The following is a 20,024-nucleotide window of genomic DNA, read 5'->3' as shown; positions in this document are numbered from 1 at the left end:
TCATAAACCTGCTGCCTGGCTGAATATAATACTTTAATTGCCGCAAAGAGGTTTGATATATGGTTCAAATATTTTCTCTGATCAGCCGTCTGAATGATGCATTCAATTCCTTTATCTGGGGAACTCCTATGCTGGCCTGTTTCTTAGGTGTCGGCCTGATGTTTACACTTAGGACAAAATGCTTCCAGTTAAGACATTTCAGATTGTGGATCTCTTCCACGCTCTTGTCCTCTTTGAAAAAATCTGAGGTAAGAAAAACAAAGGATTCGGCTTCCATCTCACAGTTTCAGTCCCTCTGCACCGCCCTGGCCGGGACCCTGGGAACCGGAAATATCGCCGGAGTCGCCACTGCCATCACTGCCGGAGGACCCGGGGCTATTTTCTGGATGTGGATTTCTTCGATCCTGGGAATGATGACACATTATGCGGAAGTCACACTCGGAATGAAATACCGTTATCGGGACAAAAACGGAAAATGGGCCGGAGGTGCCATGGTCTATATGGAACGGGGCCTCGGCGCAAAATGGCTGGCCTCTCTTTTTGCCGCATTCTGTATTCTCGCTTCTCTCGGGATCGGAAACATGGCACAGGCAAACTCTATGGCCTCCGCGCTCTCCTCCACCTTTTCAATTTCCCCGGTGATCACAGGTCTCGTCACCCTGTTCATGGTAGGTTTCGTCATAATGGGAGGCATCAAACGGATCGCCGGCGTGACAGAAAAGATCATCCCGGTCATGGCTGCCTTATTCACACTGGGCTGTATTGTGATTATTTTTGTCCACATGGACCGGATTCCATCCACAATCCATTCGATCCTCCACGGTGCCTTCTCACCAAAAGCTGCCGGAGGAGGTGTCCTTGGCTACGGGATCACCATTGCTATGAAAAAAGGAATCTCCCGCGGGGTCTTTTCCAATGAGGCAGGATTGGGAAGTTCCGTCACCGTACATACAAACTCCGACACAAAAGAACCCGTTGTCCAGGGCATGTGGGGTATCTTTGAAGTATTTACCGACACGGTTGTGATGTGTACCATCACAGCCCTTACGATCCTCACTTCCGGTGTCTATGACGAGGGAACCTATCTCAAGGCTATGGCTCTGGATGCGGCCCAGGGCACCACGATTCATTTTGATTCACTGCCCAACGGAGTCCCCCTGACCAGCGCTGCCTTCTCCACAGTCTTCGGCTCCTGGGGCTCCGCCTTCGTATCCATCGCCATCGTATTCTTTGCATTTGCCACCCTCATCGGCTGGTCCTTTTACGGTGAGACGGCAGCCGTCTATTTATTTGGCAGAAAAGCCGTCACCAATTATAAACTTGTTTTTCTCTATTTTATATTTTTAGGCTCCATTCTGCACTTATCCTTTGTCTGGAACCTTTCGGATACCTTTAACGGGTTGATGGCCATACCGAATCTGATCTCCATCACACTGCTGTCTGGCCAGGTCGTAAAAATGACCGGCGAATACCTGGGACGGCACGACATCAAAAGAAAATTTCCAAAATGACCAAATCACAGATCAGAACTTTTAACAAATCATACATTATGTCCATTTTCTGCATGATTGGAGCGAGGCATTCTAAGAGCCGAGCGGAAATCATGCGGAAAATGTCATTCATATATCAGGCCTTGTTCTGAATATAATATTACAAAAGTCCTGAGGTCTCCAAATGAAATATCGTAAACAACTTTTAGGGGGCGCGATCTTCTGTATCATCGTCCTGCTCTATATTTCCTCGATCACCCTTCCGATCTTTGTAAACCAGACGATCGGGAAACAGAATGTCATCATCATCGATCCCGGACACGGCGGCAATGATCCCGGAAAAGTCGGCAGCGGAGATGTGCTGGAAAAAGACATCAATCTGGCCATATCAAAAAAATTAAAAACGATCCTGGAGAAGAAAAAATTCAAGGTAAAAATGACCAGGGACGGCGACTACAATCTGGCCACCAGCACGACCAACGTGAAAGTTTCCGATCTTTCCAACAGGAAGCAGATTATCTTTGATGCCGAGCCGGTTCTTGTGGTGAGTGTTCATCAGAACAGCTATCCCAGCGGTGAAGTACACGGTGCACAGGTATTTTACTATCAGGGGTCTCAAAAAGGGAAACAGCTTGCTGACTGCCTGCAAAGTTCTCTGGTTGAAAATTTAGATCCAGACAACCACAGAGTGGCAAAAGCAAACAGCGATTACTTTCTTCTTCGGGATAATCCTTATGTAACTGTCATCGCAGAGTGCGGTTTTCTGAGCAATGAAGAAGAAAAGCAGAAACTTCAGGATAAAGCTTATCAGGAGAAAGCAGCACAGGCCATCTATAAGGGAATTCAATCCTATTTAAGCCAAGAGAAATAATCCCTTGGCTTAATTGAGATACTACTGGTATAGATGACGCATTGTTTAATGATTGGTTACTTTTTGATAATAGACGGCACAGATCTCCCCTTTCTCATCATCAATGAAGTCTTTCATGTAGGAATCATCTTCCTCAAGCATAAGATCCATTTGTTCCTGATTGCTGTTGTCTACGGGTATTCCATCGACCTGGACTGCCAATCCAAGTTCTAAATAATCCAATAAATCACTGCGATGTCCCATGATAATCTCCATTCTGAAATGTTTGTGAAATGAGCCAGAAAAGTGCTATGATATATAAATTTAAGACACTGCCGAAAAGGCAGCGAAGATGCGGCGCCTCAGCGAAGGAAAGAGCTCTTTTCCATATGCTGTAAGTTTATAATAGCAAATTCTGTAAATTATTTCAAGTATTTCTGTATATTTTTGTAAGTTATTCAGAAACACTTTACACATATGCATTCAGATACTATACTATAATATAAAGTAAGGGAGTGATGACTATGAAGATAGAACGAATTAGTGACAATCAAATCCGATGTACTTTGAATAAAGCTGACCTTGCTGGAAAAGAGACACTGCTCAACGAACTGGCATTTGGTTCCGATAAGGCCAAAGGACTGTTCCGCGAACTGATGAAGAAAGCTTCTCAGGAATTAGGTTTTGAGACCAATAACATTCCTCTTATGGTAGAAGCGATCCCGGTCTCCCAGGAATGTCTGATACTCGTCGTCACGAAAGTGGAAGACGCCGATCAGTTTAATGACCGTTACGAGAAATTAGTCAACTCAAAGATTTCATCCGGCAATATGAACCTGGAAGATTCCGACGGAGTTCTCAATTTCCTCGACGATGCTTCTGACAGCGATCTGTCCGAACTGGCTGATGCAATGCATCTGGCCATTATGGATTCCAACTGTGACGTATACTGCTTTTCTTCCCTGGAAGAAGTAGCTTATGCAGCAAAACTGGTGATAAGCTTTCCGCATGAAAGCCGCTTATATAAAGATACCGAAAATAACTGTTATTATCTCTGCCTGTCTGCCGAGGACAACAAGTATGACTTTACAAAAGTCCGCAGCAGACTTTCAGAGTACAGCAAACGTATCCCAAATACTTATGCGACTAAGGCTTTATTTGATGAACATTTTCAAACCATCCTTTCTGAGGATGCGATCCGGCAGATAGCCGAATTTTAACTTAACATAATAAAAAGGAAAGAACCTGTGTTTATTGATGCGGGTTCTTTTTTTGTTCCAAAAAAAAGACACAAAAAATAATTCACCCATAATTTTATATAAAAATACTACATAATCCAAAAAAAGTACTAGTTTTGGTAATATCTTTGTCCTGATATGATTAACTCATAAAGAAATCAGACCAGTTGAATATAAGAAAGGACGTTTTTATTATGGTAAATGTAGGTATTATTGGAGCAGGAAGAATCGGAAGAGTACATGTAGAAAGCATCTGTACACAAGTTAGCAACGCAAAGGTGAAAACACTTGCAGATCCTTTTATGGCAGAGGATACAGCGGCATGGGCAAAAGAAATGGGTGTTGAAAAAACAACCAGAGATTACAAAGATATCTTAAATGATCCTCAGATTGATGCTGTTTTAATATGTTCTTCCACAGATACACATTCTCCAATATCAGTGGAAGCCATCGAGGCAGGAAAACATGTCTTCTGTGAAAAGCCGATCGATCATGACGTAAAGAAAATCCAGGAAGTCGTAGACGCTCTGAAAAAAAGCAATGTAAAGTATCAGGTAGGATTTAACCGCCGGTTCGACCACAACTTTGAAGCAGTAAGAGATGCCGTGGCTGCCGGAAAGATCGGTGAGACACAGATCATCAAAGTGACATCCAGAGACCCTGAACCGCCAAGTGCTGATTATGTAAAAGTCTCCGGCGGAATGTTCCTTGACATGACGATCCATGACTTTGATATGGTACGCTTCCTGGCAGGATGTGATGCCGAAGAGGTATATGTGGAAGCAGCCGTCTTAGTAGATCCGGCCATCGGTGAGGCAGGGGATGTGGACACTGCAGTCATTACTTTAAAAATGAAAAATGGCGCGCTCGCAGTCATCGACAACTCAAGAAAAGCTGTTTACGGATACGATCAGAGAGCCGAAGTATTCGGATCAAAAGGAATGGTTGCTACCGCAAATGATTCCGTATCCTCAGCCGTGATCAGCAATGCAGACGGTGTAACCGGAGAAAAACCTCTTTACTTCTTCCTGGAGCGCTATATGGCCGCTTACGCAAAAGAAATTAAATGCTTTATCGACGCCATTGAAAAAGACACAGACACACCTCTGGGAGTTATGGACGGACTTGAGCCGGTACTCATGGGGCTTGCAGCTAAGAAATCACTGGAAGAACACCGCCCTGTAAAAATTTCTGAAATCACGGTATAAAGAAACACCAGCCTGCCGGTTTTCCCGGCGGGCAGGCTGTCATGCCATATGAAATTAAGGAGAAGAAAAATGGATAAAAACTATGTCAAAGGCCACAAACTCACCTGGGGAACCCGGGTCTCCTACGCAGGCGGGGACGTGGCATGTAATGTAATCTTCGGAATGATCGGTACATTGCTTACGCTTTTTTATACTGATTATGTTGGAATCAATCCGGCAACTGTCGGATTGGTCATGCTGCTTTCCCGGCTGTTTGACGGAGTGTCTGACTTAATCATGGGTGTCATCGTTGAGCACACCAACTCAAAATGGGGAAAATCAAGGCCGTGGATCTTATGGATGAGCATCCCTTATGCTCTTTCAGCCGTACTGCTTTTCACTGTGCCTCATACAACCGGAATCGTTCAGGGAATCTACCTGTTTGTTACATATAATTTTTGTACCACAGTCTGTTATACAGCTATTAATCTTCCATATGGAAGCCTTTCTGCCATGATGACACGCGTCTCTTCTGAGAGAGATATGCTGAGTGTCGTTAGAATGGGATTGTCACCGATCGGACGTATCGTAGCCGTTACCTTTACTCTTCCGTTAGTAAAGATCTTCGGGGATAATCAGGCTGCATGGGTTAAGACAATGTCTATCTGGGCGGTTCTTGCATTGATCCTGCTCATCAACTGTTTCCTCAAATGCAAAGAGACCGTTGTCATTGCGGCCAAAGATAAAGTAAAAAGTATCCCTCTGAAAAAGGGCCTGAAAGCCCTTGTCACAAATCAATACTTCTGGGCAGTTCTCGTATTATGGATGCTTCAGAGTGTATCCTTTGGTATCTCAGGGACCATCCTTCCATACTATTGTAAATACATTTTCCACAACGATACCTGGATGTACAGTACATTGTATCTGACGGAAACTCTTACTTTGGTAGCCTGCATCTTTGCCTGTGCGCCTCTGATCGGAAAATTCGGAAAAAGAAACGTTGCATTTGCCGGAGCATTTATCGCACTGGCCGGGCAGCTTCTGTTCTTCCTGAATCCTTACAGCTTTCCGTGGATGGTCATGAGCTGTGTGACTCGTGCTGTCGGACTCGCTCCATTAAATGCAGTTGTCTTCGGAATGATCGGCGATGTGGTGGAATTTGGTCAGTGGAAGACACATATCCGTCAGGAAAGCCTGATCTTTGCAGGAGGCTCCATCGGCACAAAAGTCGGCGCAGGTGTGGCATCTGCCGCCATGACAGGACTCCTCTCTCTGTCAGGATATATCAGTTCTGCCGCCGGTGCTGTGACACAGCCAGGATCTGCACTGAACATGATCATCAACATTTATAAAGTAGGGCCGGTCATTGTTGCGGCATTAGCGGTCATCACGCTTTCGTTCTACAAACTGGATAAACAGTACGATTCGATTATGAAAGAATTGATCGACCGTGAAGCCAGAGGTGAATTGTAGCGACTTCTTATAAAATAAAAAACAGGCTATAAAAATGGCGGGGTTTTTATCACAACACTCCGCCAGAAGCCTAAGCGATTTGTACATAATATACTTGATTAGTTCTGTCCTTTATTTTATGTATTCATACACTGAGATGTTCTTTTGAAAATTGAAGAATCCTTCAGAATCAATGCATCTCCATGAATTAGCAAAGCTTCTACTAAATGAGCTTTTAATGCAACCTCTATTTTAGATATCATTGAGAATATCAGGTCAGAGAGCTTTTGATCGAGACGATATAATGTCAGAATATCTTCAAATTTGGTTCCCAAAATATATTTTTTGGTAGAGTTATTATATAATTGAAACGAATATCCCCTCAGCCGATAATAACCAATTATTTTTAATGCTTTTTCTGCATCCTCTTGAGAGACAATCTCCATATCTGAATCAATGTACGATTGTATTTGCTGCGTTATCGTTAATATTTGTTTTGGATACTAATACATGAAACACTCTATAAATGAAAAAAGTCCCACCGGGTTGCGCATAGAAATCAGAGGCGTGGTGGGCTCTGTTAATATCATTATACAATTTCAATCATATTTACAAATATTTGTTTATTAAATTGTTTAATTTACATTATAAATAAGAGAGCCAAAATTTATTATAAAATAGAAATTTTGGCTCTCTTATTGTAATTTTATGCTAGTTATTTTGTACTCTTCTCAAACGCCTTCATAATAAGCACCGCCACATATGCCCCCGGATCTTCAAGACTTCTGGAAGCCTCTCCCCTGGTTGCGGCGCGTCCGTGAACCGCAAGCATGGTGGTCGTATTCTTGAAACCGTCCTCTGCTGCCTTTACTGCACCGGCTGCCATCTCTTCCAGAGGAGCACCCGATGCCGCAGCGGCATTCAGACTTTCCACCGCCGGGTGGATACCGTCAATAAACGTCTTTTCTCCCACTTTGGCTTTTCCGCGGTTTGCAACACCTGCTTCATAGGCCTCAAAAAGCTTTGCCACATCCGCATTCTCAAGCATTTCCGTACCCTTCAGGACTTTGCCCGCCTGCATAAGTCCCGAAGCCATCAGTGTGCCCATCGTAGACGGCACCGCAGATGCCATGGCCTTTCCGGCCTGGTATAAAAGCTTTCCGGCATCCGTAACGGAACCGTCTGCGACTTTCTCATAGGCGGCCTTAAATCCATCCCCCATGGTCAGTCCCAGGTCACCGTCTCCCACGATGCTGTCCATCTCGATCAGATGATCCCTGTTTTCTGCCATGATATCACTGATCTCTTTCAAAAGCCTGATTAAATAACTATTGTCCATCCTTAATTCTGCCTCCTCACTTACTGGCGGAAGAACGGTGTCTTCGCATCACTGTCCAGCATCTCTTTGAGCTCGTCATCCAGCTTCAGCAGAGAGATTGAAAATCCTGCCATCTCCAGTGCAGTGGCATACTCTCCCACATAATATCTGTGAACACTGATTCCTTTTTCTGAGAGCACCTCGTCAATGTGACGGGTCACAATATACTGTTCATCTAAAGTGGTGGCTCCAAGGCCGTTGACGAGGACAGCCACTTCATCGCCGCTCTCATACGGAAGATCCGCAACGATCTGACCTAACATCTCATCTACGATCTGGTCTGCCGGCTCAATTTTTCCGCGTCTGATACCGGTCTCCCCGTGGATGCCCATACCGATCTCCATCTCATCTTCCCCGATGGAGAATCCGGCTTTTCCGACTCTCGGCACGACACAAGGGGTAAGGGCGACTCCCATAGTCCGCACATTGGCATTTGCCTTGTCGGCGATTCTTTTCACGTTATCCAGATCCATCATCTTGTCTGCGGCAGCCCCTGCGCATTTAAATACAAAGAAAATACCTGCCACTCCCCGGCGGGTGCTCTTCTCACCCGGTGCGGAAGGACCGGCAGAAGCCACATCATCGGCCCCGAGAACGGTCTCCACGCGGATATCCTCTTCCATGTCCGCCATCTCGGCCGCCATATCAAAGTTAAAGATGTCTCCGTTGTAATTTCCATAGATATAGAGCACGCCTGCCCCGCTGTCGATCTCTTTTGTTACGGCAAGCATCTGTTCTGCACTCGGTGACTGGAATACATCACCTACGCAGCAGCCATCCAGCATGCCCTCTCCAACATAGCCAAGGAACAGAGGAAGGTGTCCGGAACCGCCTCCTGTGGCGATGCCTACTTTTCCTTCTTTCTTGTATTTAGACACAAGGCACTGAAGATCATCATCCGTGCAGGTCACCATGTCTTTGTGTGCGATATAGATGCCGCTTAGCATCTCTTTTAGATAATTGTCCGGCTCATTGATAATTTTCTTCATCTCTCACACTCCTTATTTATTTGGGAATTTAATCTGTGAAGGATATGCCCAGCTCTGTAATTCTTCCGGTGGGAAGTAATCCGGCTCCTGTCCTCCATTGGCAGCAAGACAGTTAAAGTATAACTGAGCCAGTTCTTCGATGTAGGAAGCTTTCAGGTAAGCATCGTAAATTTCTCTGCCGTCTACAGCAACAGCGCCGTGTCCCTGCAGAAGGAAACAGTCTGCTTCCTGAACCGGTTCAATGACACTGTCAGACAGGTCCGTGGAACCCGGGCGTCCGTATGGAGCTACCGGAATTCTTGACTTGCTCACTCCTAAGTTTGCAACTTCGTATACAACAGCCGGAATCGGTTTTTTCAGCACTGCAAATGTGGTGGCGTACATTGAGTGTGTATGTGCTATCGCATTGACATCCGGTCTTGTCTTATAGATCTGTAAGTGCATCAGGGACTCACTGGTAGGACGCAGTCCGGAAAGATTCTCAACGACATTGGCATCCAAGTCTAAGACAACCATGTCTCTTGCCGTTAAAAGCTCTCTGTCCACCTGAGTCGGTGTAATGACTACATAGCCTGTTTCTTTATCCCTGGCACTGAAGTTTCCGGACAAATGTTTGCATAATCCGTCCTTCTGTGCTCTTTTTGCAATCTGGACTACATCCTTTTTTAATGATTCTAACATAATGATTTCTCCTTTTCTTTTTGAACAATGGTAAGGATCTCTTCCGGCTGTTTTGCCTGCTTCAGCTTCTTCAATGCAGAAGGGTCCTCCAGGATCTCATTCAGCTGAAATAATACCCCTAAATGATTGGTGGCATCCGGAGTCCCAAGAACTATGACAATGTCCGCGTTTAAATACCCGTTGATGTCAATTCTTTCCGGAAGCTTTAACAATGAAATACAAATCCGTCCGGCTCCGTCCTCCACTCCCGCATGGGCGATGATGACTCCGTCAGCGATCATAATATATGGCTTGTCTTCCCGGATGATCTGGACCATCCTCTCTACATAGCGCTGTTCTATATCTCCCTGTGCAAGCAGCGGAGCCGACGCCGTCCTCACGGCATCTTCCCATTCCATGGGCTCCTCTGATATTTGGACCGTTTCCTTTGTAAGTACATCTGCCAGCATAGGCTGTTCTTTCATCTCCGCCGTTCTTTCTGCAGTTCCCTGAACATTTACAGGGTTTAAAACTCTGTTGATCTCTCTGACCAGCGCGTCCCGGTCCTCAATGACTGCGTGCTGTTCCACAGCCCTTACAATTTCTGTCACATCGACTTCGTGAGGCATAATACCGTTAATCTCACTCAATACCTTTTCCCTGAATTTATGCTTGGAAGCTTCATCGAGAAATGGTTTTACAAGAAACTGAAGTTTATCCGTCTCCAGACGGACCATAGTAAAGACTAATTCAAATTCTTCTTTGTATTCGGTAAAATCTCTCATAGAAAGGCATGTGAGGAACTCGATCTCCGGAAACAGCTCCCGCAGTGTAAAAAATAAGAAGTTGGAAACCGACACCCCATTGGCACAGACAATTACAGCTCTTTTTTTCTGATTTTCTATGTCCAGGATTCCTTCTCTCTGAAGCCATGCCCCGAAGAGTGCTGTAATATAGACCAGCTCTTCATCGGGAAATTCACTTCCAGCCAGTTCCTCCAGAGGTTTCATGGACCGCTTTACCATGGCGTGCAGGGAACTGTATCTGGGAAGTACCATGTCTACAATACTCTGTTCGATATGATAGTGGTATTTGACCCTGTAAAACGCCGGCTTCACATGCTGAAACAGAGCTTCCAGAAGGATATCCCGCTCCTTGATGTTGACGCATATAATCTTTTCAAAATTGTCGATGACCTGCCTGGCCGCCTCCATGATCTCCACTTCACTTCTCAGATTATCCGACTGGAACCTGTGATAGTTGGAAATCTGAATCTGCGCGGCAAAAAAGATCTTTTCCGTCTGCCATGCCACATCGTGCTCTTTTGCAAATTCCACCATGACAGAATACTCTTTTGTCCCGGCAATATGCTGAAAGGATTCAGGAAGATCTTCCAGGATTCTCCCTTTCTTGATGCGGATCAGCACCAGACAGAGAATATAAGGAAGTTCCCTCAGCCTTTCATCGGTAAAACGGATCTTTAACTTATTCTCAATCTCACTGATCTGCCCCCGCACCTGCTCCATGAGTTCCGGATCGACCTGGGAAATCTCCAGAATGGCTTCCTGCCCGTTCGGCATATTTAGGATCTGCCGCACAATCGGGATCATGGCCTCCCGTTTGCAGAATTCACTTCCGGCCAGATGGTATCCGTCCTGTCTGCTGTAATGGATTCCAAGGCCGTACGGCGCCAGCCTTTCCTCCAGTTTCTTAACGTCGATCAAAAATGTATTCTTGCTGATATCCAGCTTTGATGTAAAATGGTAAATTGATAATTCTTCCCTTGCGCACAGAAGGATCAGGAAGATCAGCGCTCCCCGTTCTTTGTCGGAGTACACATAGGTACTGTCTTTGATCCCAATATCCTCGGTCTGGTACTGTTCCAGCACAGGAACCGGTATCACAAATTTTCCGGTGCGCAGTCTTTCTATCTTGGGCAGTCCGTTATCCGCCAGGTACTGGTTGATCTTATCCATCGTATAGCTGACCTGCTTCCTGGACAAATCTAATGACTGCTCCACTTCCTTTCCAGTTATAGACGGATTATTTACAATTGTTTTTAATACTAAATAGCCTCTTTCGTCTAAATACACTAGAATCCCTCTTTCATCGTTCCGCTGCTATTTTGTAACCTCAATGCCTGGTGATTTTGCCTCGTAATCCAGCAGTTCCTTTAATTCATCGTCCAGGCGCATGACAGTCAGCGCAGCTCCGTTCATGTCAAGGGAAGTCACATAGTCCCCAATCAAAGTCTTATAAACGGAAATTCCCTTTTCTCTCAAGTATCTTTCAATTTCATCGTACAGTACATACAGTTCCATGACCGGTGTCGCCCCGAGACCGGAAAGCAGCACCGCCGCCTCTTCCCCTTCTCCGAGTTCCAAGTCGTTTACTACTGTCTCAGCCATGTTCTGTGCAATCTTTGCGGCAGGCTCCAGGTCCTGCACATTGATGCCCGGCTCCCCGTGGTGTCCGATCCCCACCTCCATGCTTCCTTCTTCAATATGGAAATTAGGATGACCAACTGCGGGTATGGCACATGGACTTAATCCTACACAGATACTTCTTGTATTGTCCACTGCTTTTTGGGCAGATGCAATGACCTCATCCAGGTCTCCGCCTTTTGCTGCCCTGGCTCCCCCGATCTTCCACATAAAAACGCCGCCTGCGATCCCATGGCGTTTTTCCTTCGTTTCTTTCGGAGATGAAGCCACATCATCGTTTGCGGTTACATACTTTACAGTGACACCGGCTTTTTTCGCTTTTCGGACAGCCATTTTTACATTCATGTTATCTCCGGCATAGTTGCCGAACAGGCAGGCGACACCTTTCCCTGCATCTGCTTCCATAAATGCATCGTAGAATGCCTGGGCTGACGGCGAAGAAAAAACTTCGCCGACTGCCACAGCATCCACCATATTCTTTCCGACATAGCCAAGAAAAGCAGGTTCATGTCCGCTTCCGCCGCCTGTCACCAGACCGACTTTCCCTTCTACCGGTGCATTTATGTATTTTACGACACGGTCGTTGGCCTCAGACTTGACGATAAGATCCCCGTGAGCCTTTAAAAACCCCTTCAGCATATCTTCTACAACGTAATCCGGATCATTCACAAACCTCTGCATATTTCTATCTCCTCTTCTATGTCCTTCAAATTAGTTGTTGGCTTCCTGTTTTGCCTCTTTAGTTAGACTTCTGTAGTAGAATACGAAACATACCACCCAGACGATCAGGATCACCAGCGGAATGAATTCTCCGTCCAGAATTTTAAATACGTGTGAGAAAGCATAGGTCTGAATCGGTCCGTCAATACAACTGTTGGAGATCATTTCTCCTGCCTTCAATGATACGGCTCCTGTTGTCCGTGCCAAGTCTGTCATAAACGGTGCAAACGCAGTACCAACCCATAAGAAGACCGGTGCAAAAATAGTACACAGAATGATCATACGGATCAGATTTCCTCCTGTTACAAGGAAGGCCGGTACAGCAAGCGCGATGTTAATGATTCCGGCAAATGGAAGAAGTTCATTGCCCGGAAGGAACATTGAGAATAACAGTGTGATCGGCACAGAATAAATAACTGCCAGCCAGATCTCATTGGATCCTCCAAGGAATGGCCAGTCAAGCCCTACTACCAAAGTTCTTCCTGAGAATTTCTTGTTCATGAAGTCACTGACTGCCTCTGAAATCGGAGCCAGAGCCTGCATAAAGTATTTTGTAATAACCGGGAATAAGGTCAGGGCTGTTGCTGCCTTGATCGCCAGTGTCAATGTATTTGCAACGCTGTATCTGGCAAGAACTCCGAAAACGATACCAAGGATGAATCCAAGGATATGGTTTTCTGCAAAAATTCCCACCTTGTCTTTTAATGCTGCAGCATCAAACTGTTTATTTAAGGCTGGTAATTTCTTTAAAATACAGTCAATTGGATACATTACAGCTGCCAGGAACGTCATTTTATGGGTACAGGTAACACCCGGAATTCCGGAAAGTTTTTCAATTCTGTGCTGATGCATATCTGCAGCCTTTAATTCAAAAACGATCTGGATCGCTGCTACAACAAATGCACAGGCAATAGAACCTGCCGCTCCGAAATGTGGTTTTGTAATGGCTACAACAGCAACCGCCGTAAAGATCTTTCCCCATACGTTCCAAAGATCGGCGTTGAATGTATTTGTCTTATTAATCACCAGCATAATGACATTGATGATGATCAGCAGCGGGAACATTAAGAATGCGTACGGCCAGGACCATGAAATCGTTGACATGGTCGTCCACCCTCCATCGACAATCGGCAGTGCAATACCGGTTGATTTAAGCATCGCTTCTGCCGCCGGACTTATAGTTTCTGTCATGAAGGAAATGAGCATCGTCATTCCGGTAAACGCCACACCCAGTGTGATACCTGCGGAAACCGCATCTTTTACTTTCATCCGAACGATCAGTCCGGCGATGATAATAATGATCGGTACGAAAATCGCAGCCCCCAAACCTAATAGATAATTGACAACTGAACTCAATACTTGCATACAATCTCTCCTTTCATCCTCTTATGATGTGTCTTTTGTAGTTTTTCTCCTCTTATTTACATGCCTCGATCAGCTTTTTCAGTTCTGCATCCTGGCCTACTCCGGTTAAGAATGCGATTCCGTTGATCACCGGGATCGGATACTCCTTGTCAATCTTTGTGATCGCGATATATGCCACGCTGGAATCCATATAGCGGTCTACGGATTTTAAATCTACCGCTTCCACCTGAGCGTCTACCTTATTTTCTTTTAATAAACGGTTCACCTTGCTTGCTACTGTCTGAGATGTTGCTACTCCGCTTCCGCATGCTACAATGATCTTTTTCATAATTTTTATTTCCTTTCTTGAGATAAACCCTTAATTTCATTTACTTTCATTCAGTGTTTAGAGTCCTTTCATGGAAAGAATTGCTTCCATATACTCTTCTTCGGTTTTTGCATCCATAAGGCGTTTCATCAGGGACTCATCCTGGAAGTTTGCCACAAGGATCTGAAGCAGTTCCACATGCTCATCAGAACGCTTAAAACCAAGCATAAAGACAAACTTCACATCATGTTCCACATCGTTTGCCGCCATTTCACACCACTTGACCGGTTCTTTTAATCTGACCGGCGCAATGAATGGCTTTAAGATGTGTTCCGGATCTGCATGAGGGATCGCTACCGGATACGGCTCTACTGCCAATGCCGTCGGGAAGTTTTTCTCCCTTGTCTTGATCGCATCCACGAATGAGCTCTTTACAAAACCAAGTTCTTCAAGTTTTGCGGCCATCTTGTCAAAAAAGTCATCGGTGTCTGCCGCTTCCATATCCAGCTGGATCAGGTCTTTGTAAATCATGTCGCGTTTCAAACATTATCACTCCTTTTCTTTTTATTTTCATTTCGTTCTTAGTACTCTTAAATTGTAACCCTGTAATACCCACTAAAACAATCTGAATTGGGTCCCAAAGTTGCTCATTGAATTGCTCATCACAAGCATGCGCAATCCGATTGCGCAACGCACTGAACAATATAAATCCGTGCAAAAAAAGAAGACAATCCCCAGAATCTCATCTGAGGGTTGTCCTCTAAATCTTACGGTGACAGGGTGTCAGGCCTGTTTTGTCTCCATATATTCATTCAGTCTGCCGAGAAGTTCATTTACATTCATTCCGTGCACAAAAGCAGCTTCTTCCAGTGTCTCTCCCTGTGAAGACGGGCAGCCCACGCAGTGCATGCCGGATGCCATTAAAATAGCCGCGAAGTTTTCATCGATGGCAAGCAGATCACCGATCACCATGTCCTTTGTGATTGTATTCATTTATAATACCTCCATTCTTAACAGTCGCCGTTCTTCTCCATAAATCCCTGAAGAAGAATCTTATTTAGTATAATACATTATAATTAAAAATACAATAATTCACCGGAATTCCCTTGATATTGTATATTAAGTATATTAAAATGAAAAGTACCTGGAAGGCGGGTCACCCGCCATTTCATACACAACTTTTTAAAGGAGGAATATAGATATGGCATATGTAATTTCAGACGCTTGTATCTCTTGCGGAGCTTGCGAAGGTACTTGCCCGGCAGGAGCTATCAGCGAAGGGGACGGACAGTACGTAATCGATGCAGATACATGCTTAGACTGCGGAGCTTGCGCAGACGGATGTCCAACCGGCGCTATCAGCCAGGAATAATCGATACATAAAAAGAGATGCCGTTCGGCATCTCTTTTTTGTTTAAGAAAATTTATTAATCGCGGTTTCTTTTTTTCTTCTTAAAAAAGAATCCTCTCTCTTTTGTAGCTGCAATCTCTTCTCTGCTCTGCTGCTGCAGACGGATCAGCTCGTCCAGCTTCTGGAATCTCTTTTCTTCCGATTCCTCCTTCTGACGGAACTGATAATCCATTTCCTTTGCCACCTGTCTGGTAACCTGATCGCCGATTTCCCGGCTCAGCTGATTTTTCTGTTCGTTTAAGGCCCGTCCCATAATCTTAACCATAACATTTTGGAACTGTTCCATTTTATCCTGCGGACCCACACTGCTCCCGCCTGCGGGAAAGGGAATGACATTCTTTGGCAGAGCCTCCTTGATTTCATCCATGCTCATGCCCTCATCCCTCATATCACGGATCTTCATAAATGTATGTAATTCTTTTTCCCCATAGTAACGGTAGCCCTTGTCATTCCGCGGAATGTTAAGCTTCAGCTCTTCCTCCCAGGCCCTTAAAGTATAGGTTTCTAACCCCAATTCTTTGGCTGCTTCAGAAATCATTCGTCTTTTTTCCTTCATAAGTCCCTTCCTTTCTTCTTATTTATTATAAGGTGGGGGCTCTTTGCGGGACAAGAAAAACCGCCCTCTAAAAGACGACGGTTTCTATCATAATCTGCAGGCTACATCCTGACTCTCTCTTTATTTCCAAACTTCGTATACTGTCCTAACCAGACGAGTTCCACACTTCCTGTGGAACCATTTCTCTGTTTTGCCACGATGATCTCCGCAAGACCCTTCTTCTCAGAGTCTTCGTTGTAATAGTCATCCCTGTAGATGAACATAACGACATCGGCATCCTGCTCGATGGAACCGGATTCCCTTAAGTCGGAAAGGACAGGCTTCGGCGGTTTCCTCTGCTCCACCATACGGCTCAGCTGCGAAAGGGCGATGACCGGCGCATCCATCTCCCTGGCCAGCGCCTTTAGGGAACGGGAGATCTCGGAGATCTCCTGCTGTCTTGACTCAGACTTTTTCCCTCCGGACATCAGCTGCAAATAGTCGATGATGATCAGGCCCAGCCCGTAAGTCTGCTTATAACGGCGGCATTTGGACCTTAATTCCGCCACAGTAATACCCGGGGTATCGTCGATGATCAGAGGAGAACGCCCAATGGTCCCGGCACTCTCCATGATCTTCTCCCACTCGGTCTCCTGAAGCTCTCCGGTACGGATCGCCTGGGAGTCCACCATGGCCTCCATGGAGATCATACGGGTCACCAGCTGTTCCTTGGACATTTCCAGGCTGAAGATCGCTGTGGGAACCTGTTTCCTAACCGCAGCATGCTGGGCGATGTTTAAGACAAATGCAGTCTTACCCATGGCAGGTCTTGCAGCCACCATGATAAGCTCCGACGGGTGAAGGCCGGTCAGCTTAAAGTCAAGGTCATCAAACCCTGTGGCAACCCCGGTGATCCTTCCGTCGGATGCCGCTGCCTCCTCTATGCTCTCCAGCGTATTTAACACAACCTGGTCAATAGAGACAAAATCCTCACGGCCGCTGGCTTCCTGCAAAAGTCCGAACACGTCTTTTTCCGTCTTTTCCAGGATCTGCGGAACCTCTTCCTTTCCGAGATAACAGTCCTTCGTGATCTCCTCCGTCACCCTGATCAGCTTCCGCAGGGTGGACTTCTCCTTCACGATCTGGGCATACTGCTTGGCGTTGGCAGACGTGGGAACCGCCTCCAGAAGATCCCTTATAAACTCCAGGCTTTTCATGGATTCCGGCACATCTTTTTCTTTCAGCTTATTCTGGAGAGTTACCAGATCTACGGGTTTTCCCTCCTTGTACAGCTCTGTCATCGATTCAAACAAAATCCCGTTCTGCTTCTGATAAAAATCCTCTTTGGTGACAATATCGGAAACATCAGCGATCGCATCCCTGTCCATGATCATGGCACCTATGACAGACTGCTCCGCCTCCATGCTGTTGGGTTGTATTTTCTTGATAAATGCCTCATCCATTGTCTTTATTTATCCTCTTGTACTTTTACCTTTAATGTGGCAGTCACTTTCGGGTGCACTTTCACCTCGATATTGTGTACCCCGAGTGTTTTGATCGGCTCTGTGTGCATCTTCTTTTTATCCAGATCATAGCCCAGCTGTTTTTTGGCGGCCTCAGCAATCTCCTTCGTGGATACGGCACCAAAAGTTCTGCCGCCCTCTCCCACTTTCATCTTCAGGATGACTTCCTTCTCCCTGAGCTCTTCTGCAAACTTCTTCGCCTCTAAAAGCTTCTCTTTTGCCACTCTGTCTTCATTGGCCTTTTTAAGCTTCAGATCATTGACCGCTTTTTTGCTCGCTTCCACACCGAGTCCCTTGCGCAGGAGCACATTTCTTGCGTATCCGTCGTTAGCTTCCACAATATCGTCTTTCTTTCCTACATTTTTTACATCCTGCAATAAAATCACTTTCATTTTATATGTCTCCTTCCTCTTTCATAAACTGCAGAGTCCCCTTGATGATCTGTTTTGCGTCATACAGGGACACATCCACCATCTGGGCACCGGCCACGGTCAGATGGCCTCCTCCTCCGAACTGCTCCATAATCTTCTGTACATTCACCTCGTCAATGGATCTGGCACTGACATAGACCCGCTCTTCCACGCCGGTCAGCACAAAGGATGCCTTGATCCCGTCAATATCTAAAAGTTCATTGGCCACCTGGGCCCCGACCACCGTCGGACTGTCGATGCCAATCCCCACCAGAGTGGCAATGGCAAAGGAACCATACATAATCTCAGCATCACTCACCGCCTTCGCTCGGATTCTGTAAGAATCCATACTGGTCCTGGACATCTTCCGCACTTTATTTAAATCTGCCCCGCTCCGCTTCAGAAATGCCGCCGCCTCGAATGTCCGTACCCCTGTCTTATTGACAAAGTTATCGGTATCGATCAGCATGCCGAAGTACATGGCATTGGCTTCCACCGGGAGAAGTTTTGGTTTCGTAGTGATATACTGAAGCACCTCCGCCACCAGCTCACAGGTGGAAGAAGCGTAAGGCTCAATATAAGAGAGAACCGGATACTTGATCGTCTCTTTTCCCTTTCTGTGGTGGTCCAGGATGACGATCGTATTGGTCTGTTCCAGCAGATCTTCACACTCGGTGTAGCTTGCGTGATTTACGTCCACAACGATCAGCAGGGTGTTGTCATCCGTGATCTCCCTGGCCGTATCGCTGGAGATAAACATGTCCTCGTCGTATTCCTCACACGACAGCAGTTCTTCCATGATCGGTCGCACGGAAATTGTCACCTCGTTCATGACGATGTGGGCCTTTCTGCCCAGTGAAAGCCCCAGGCGGTATAATCCCACCGCAGCCCCCATGGCATCCGGGTCGGGTATTTTATGGCTCATAATAACTACATTTTCTTTCGACTCCAGAAGTTCCCTCAATGCGTGGGCCTTGACTCTGGCTTTGACTCTCGTATTCTTCTCAACTACGGCGGCGTTCTCCCCGTAATAGGAAATATCCTCGCCGTCTTTGATCACCGCCTGGTCGCCGCCCCGTCCAAGAGCCAGGTCCATAGCCGTGCATGCGGCCTCATAGTTTTCCTGGTAGCTCTGACCGTTGATCCCAAGGCTGATGCTCAGCGTCATATTACCGCTGCTTCCAAGATTTATACTCTTAACTTCCTCCAAAATGTGAAACTTCCCTGCCTTGACTTTCTCCAGATACTTTTGCTGAAATATAATCAAATACTTATCTTTCTCCGTCTTTTTCACAATGCCGGAAATATTCTGAATAAATTTATTGATCTTCTGGTCTGTCAGCGCCAGAAGCATGGACTGTTTTACTTCATCCACGTTGTCCAGAAGTTCCTCATAATTATCAATATAGATCAGTCCGACCACCATCCGCTGATTTTCGTTCTGCTCCATATACATCTTGAGCATGGTCTGGTCAAAGATATAGGCGGCAATCATCGACTGGTCTCTGAGCCACTGTTTTGACTTGCTCTCTGTCTCCTCATCAATGAGACTGTCCATCTGGATCCTCACGAATTCGATTTTGTAAAAGCAGGTCTTATCCTGATCCTTTTCCCGGCTCTCTCTCTTCACATGGGAGACTGCGTGATTCATCTCCGACGGAAGCAGGTTCTTGTCCAGTTCGGGGAACATCTGCTGAAGCTTGGAAATGTTCTTCCCGTCCAAAATCTTTTCAAATGCCTGATTATACCACATGATATCCCCGTCCCCGCCGATCAGCACATAGGGAAGAGGCAGCTCTTTGATCAAATGGTTCTGGACCCGGCTCTGCTCAAATAGAAAGTCCATCGTCTCCTGTGTCATCTTCTTATAATACGGATAATAGATCACGGAAAACAAAAAGAAGATCAGTACAAAACAGGCCAGGATGATCCCGGACTTCACGTCAATGGAAAACACCAGAATGTCTGCCATCAAAAACAACAGTCCGGCCAGAACGGGCCAGACAATATCTTTGCTGACGCTTATACTTGTATTCTTATTTTTCATGATACGGCTCCTTAAACC

21 protein-coding genes are annotated in these 20,024 nt (G+C 45.8%); 6 read left to right on the top strand and 15 right to left on the bottom strand.

From position 1 onward, the window contains the following. The first annotated feature begins 59 nt into the window (after nucleotides 1-59). Together ANCC_RS02395 and ANCC_RS02390 are read left to right on the top strand one after the other, a co-directional pair. Nucleotides 60-1,511 carry an alanine/glycine:cation symporter family protein gene (locus ANCC_RS02395; RefSeq protein WP_006567611.1) on the top strand — a complete coding sequence of 484 codons (1,452 nt, stop codon included), beginning with the start codon at nucleotides 60-62 and terminating at the stop codon, nucleotides 1,509-1,511. Between the two features lie 163 nt (nucleotides 1,512-1,674). Next, nucleotides 1,675-2,361 (top strand): N-acetylmuramoyl-L-alanine amidase, encoded by a 687-nt coding sequence (locus tag ANCC_RS02390; RefSeq protein ID WP_006567613.1) that lies wholly within the window; start codon nucleotides 1,675-1,677, stop codon nucleotides 2,359-2,361. 45 nt (nucleotides 2,362-2,406) lie between these two features. Here ANCC_RS02390 and ANCC_RS02385 read toward each other — a convergent pair whose 3' ends face one another. Continuing rightward, complete coding sequence (locus ANCC_RS02385; RefSeq protein WP_022261266.1) at nucleotides 2,407-2,604, bottom strand: hypothetical protein; 198 nt, start codon at nucleotides 2,602-2,604, stop codon at nucleotides 2,407-2,409. Between the two features lie 260 nt (nucleotides 2,605-2,864). Between ANCC_RS02385 and ANCC_RS02380 the strand changes: the two genes are divergently transcribed. From ANCC_RS02380 to ANCC_RS02370, 3 genes are all read left to right on the top strand, one after another. Then, on the top strand, nucleotides 2,865-3,560 hold the full coding sequence (locus tag ANCC_RS02380) for an adaptor protein MecA (RefSeq protein WP_022261265.1): 696 nt from the start codon (nucleotides 2,865-2,867) through the stop codon (nucleotides 3,558-3,560). Between the two features lie 212 nt (nucleotides 3,561-3,772). Then, the gene (gene iolG / locus ANCC_RS02375; protein WP_006567616.1) at nucleotides 3,773-4,786 is read left to right on the top strand and encodes an inositol 2-dehydrogenase; all 1,014 of its coding nucleotides are present in this window, start codon (nucleotides 3,773-3,775) and stop codon (nucleotides 4,784-4,786) included. 48 nt (nucleotides 4,787-4,834) lie between these two features. Beyond that, nucleotides 4,835-6,238 (top strand): MFS transporter, encoded by a 1,404-nt coding sequence (locus tag ANCC_RS02370; protein WP_006567617.1) that lies wholly within the window; start codon nucleotides 4,835-4,837, stop codon nucleotides 6,236-6,238. Between the two features lie 116 nt (nucleotides 6,239-6,354). Here the strand turns inward: ANCC_RS02370 and ANCC_RS17965 are convergent, their stop codons facing one another. From ANCC_RS17965 to ANCC_RS02320, 10 genes are all read right to left on the bottom strand, one after another. Further along, on the bottom strand, nucleotides 6,355-6,663 hold the full coding sequence (locus tag ANCC_RS17965) for an Abi family protein (protein ID WP_006567618.1): 309 nt from the start codon (nucleotides 6,661-6,663) through the stop codon (nucleotides 6,355-6,357). Between the two features lie 269 nt (nucleotides 6,664-6,932). Then, nucleotides 6,933-7,556 (bottom strand): dihydroxyacetone kinase family protein, encoded by a 624-nt coding sequence (locus ANCC_RS02360; protein WP_006567619.1) that lies wholly within the window; start codon nucleotides 7,554-7,556, stop codon nucleotides 6,933-6,935. Nucleotides 7,557-7,576: 20 nt separating this feature from the next. Further along, nucleotides 7,577-8,584 carry a dihydroxyacetone kinase subunit DhaK gene (locus tag ANCC_RS02355; protein ID WP_006567620.1) on the bottom strand — a complete coding sequence of 336 codons (1,008 nt, stop codon included), beginning with the start codon at nucleotides 8,582-8,584 and terminating at the stop codon, nucleotides 7,577-7,579. A gap of 12 nt (nucleotides 8,585-8,596) precedes the next feature. Then, nucleotides 8,597-9,265, bottom strand: a complete 669-nt coding sequence (locus tag ANCC_RS02350; protein WP_006567621.1) for a class II aldolase/adducin family protein — start codon at nucleotides 9,263-9,265, stop codon at nucleotides 8,597-8,599. Continuing rightward, on the bottom strand, nucleotides 9,259-11,337 hold the full coding sequence (locus ANCC_RS02345) for a BglG family transcription antiterminator (protein WP_006567622.1): 2,079 nt from the start codon (nucleotides 11,335-11,337) through the stop codon (nucleotides 9,259-9,261). The genes ANCC_RS02350 and ANCC_RS02345 overlap by 7 nt, the downstream gene beginning before the upstream one ends. Before the next feature lie 27 nt (nucleotides 11,338-11,364). Beyond that, on the bottom strand, nucleotides 11,365-12,369 hold the full coding sequence (locus ANCC_RS02340; RefSeq protein WP_006567623.1) for a dihydroxyacetone kinase subunit DhaK: 1,005 nt from the start codon (nucleotides 12,367-12,369) through the stop codon (nucleotides 11,365-11,367). Between the two features lie 30 nt (nucleotides 12,370-12,399). Then, nucleotides 12,400-13,773, bottom strand: a complete 1,374-nt coding sequence (locus ANCC_RS02335) for a PTS galactitol transporter subunit IIC (RefSeq protein ID WP_006567624.1) — start codon at nucleotides 13,771-13,773, stop codon at nucleotides 12,400-12,402. Nucleotides 13,774-13,825: 52 nt separating this feature from the next. Then, nucleotides 13,826-14,101: a PTS sugar transporter subunit IIB gene (locus ANCC_RS02330; RefSeq protein ID WP_006567625.1), complete on the bottom strand. Its 276-nt coding sequence runs from the start codon at nucleotides 14,099-14,101 to the stop codon at nucleotides 13,826-13,828. Between the two features lie 57 nt (nucleotides 14,102-14,158). Continuing rightward, nucleotides 14,159-14,623, bottom strand: a complete 465-nt coding sequence (locus tag ANCC_RS02325) for a PTS sugar transporter subunit IIA (RefSeq protein WP_009289369.1) — start codon at nucleotides 14,621-14,623, stop codon at nucleotides 14,159-14,161. 240 nt (nucleotides 14,624-14,863) lie between these two features. Further along, nucleotides 14,864-15,073 (bottom strand): DUF1858 domain-containing protein, encoded by a 210-nt coding sequence (locus ANCC_RS02320; protein ID WP_006567627.1) that lies wholly within the window; start codon nucleotides 15,071-15,073, stop codon nucleotides 14,864-14,866. A 208-nt stretch (nucleotides 15,074-15,281) separates the two neighbouring features. Between ANCC_RS02320 and ANCC_RS02315 the strand changes: the two genes are divergently transcribed. Then, entirely contained in the window at nucleotides 15,282-15,452 is a 171-nt protein-coding gene (locus ANCC_RS02315; protein WP_006567628.1) for a DUF362 domain-containing protein, read from the top strand. A 55-nt stretch (nucleotides 15,453-15,507) separates the two neighbouring features. Here the strand turns inward: ANCC_RS02315 and ANCC_RS02310 are convergent, their stop codons facing one another. From ANCC_RS02310 to ANCC_RS02295, 4 genes are all read right to left on the bottom strand, one after another. Then, nucleotides 15,508-16,047 carry a MerR family transcriptional regulator gene (locus ANCC_RS02310; protein ID WP_006567629.1) on the bottom strand — a complete coding sequence of 180 codons (540 nt, stop codon included), beginning with the start codon at nucleotides 16,045-16,047 and terminating at the stop codon, nucleotides 15,508-15,510. A gap of 101 nt (nucleotides 16,048-16,148) precedes the next feature. Next, complete coding sequence (gene dnaB, locus ANCC_RS02305) at nucleotides 16,149-17,489, bottom strand: replicative DNA helicase (RefSeq protein ID WP_006567630.1); 1,341 nt, start codon at nucleotides 17,487-17,489, stop codon at nucleotides 16,149-16,151. Nucleotides 17,490-17,494: 5 nt separating this feature from the next. Then, the gene (gene rplI / locus ANCC_RS02300) at nucleotides 17,495-17,941 is read right to left on the bottom strand and encodes a 50S ribosomal protein L9 (protein ID WP_006567631.1); all 447 of its coding nucleotides are present in this window, start codon (nucleotides 17,939-17,941) and stop codon (nucleotides 17,495-17,497) included. 1 nt (nucleotide 17,942) lies between these two features. Continuing rightward, complete coding sequence (locus ANCC_RS02295) at nucleotides 17,943-20,006, bottom strand: DHH family phosphoesterase (protein ID WP_006567632.1); 2,064 nt, start codon at nucleotides 20,004-20,006, stop codon at nucleotides 17,943-17,945. Nucleotides 20,007-20,024 lie beyond the last annotated feature (18 nt).

The organism is Anaerostipes caccae L1-92, assembly GCF_014467075.1.
Lineage (GTDB): Bacteria > Bacillota > Clostridia > Lachnospirales > Lachnospiraceae > Anaerostipes > Anaerostipes caccae.
The sequence above is the reverse complement of the archived record's forward strand: the minus strand, read 5'-3'. Positions and strand labels throughout refer to the sequence as shown.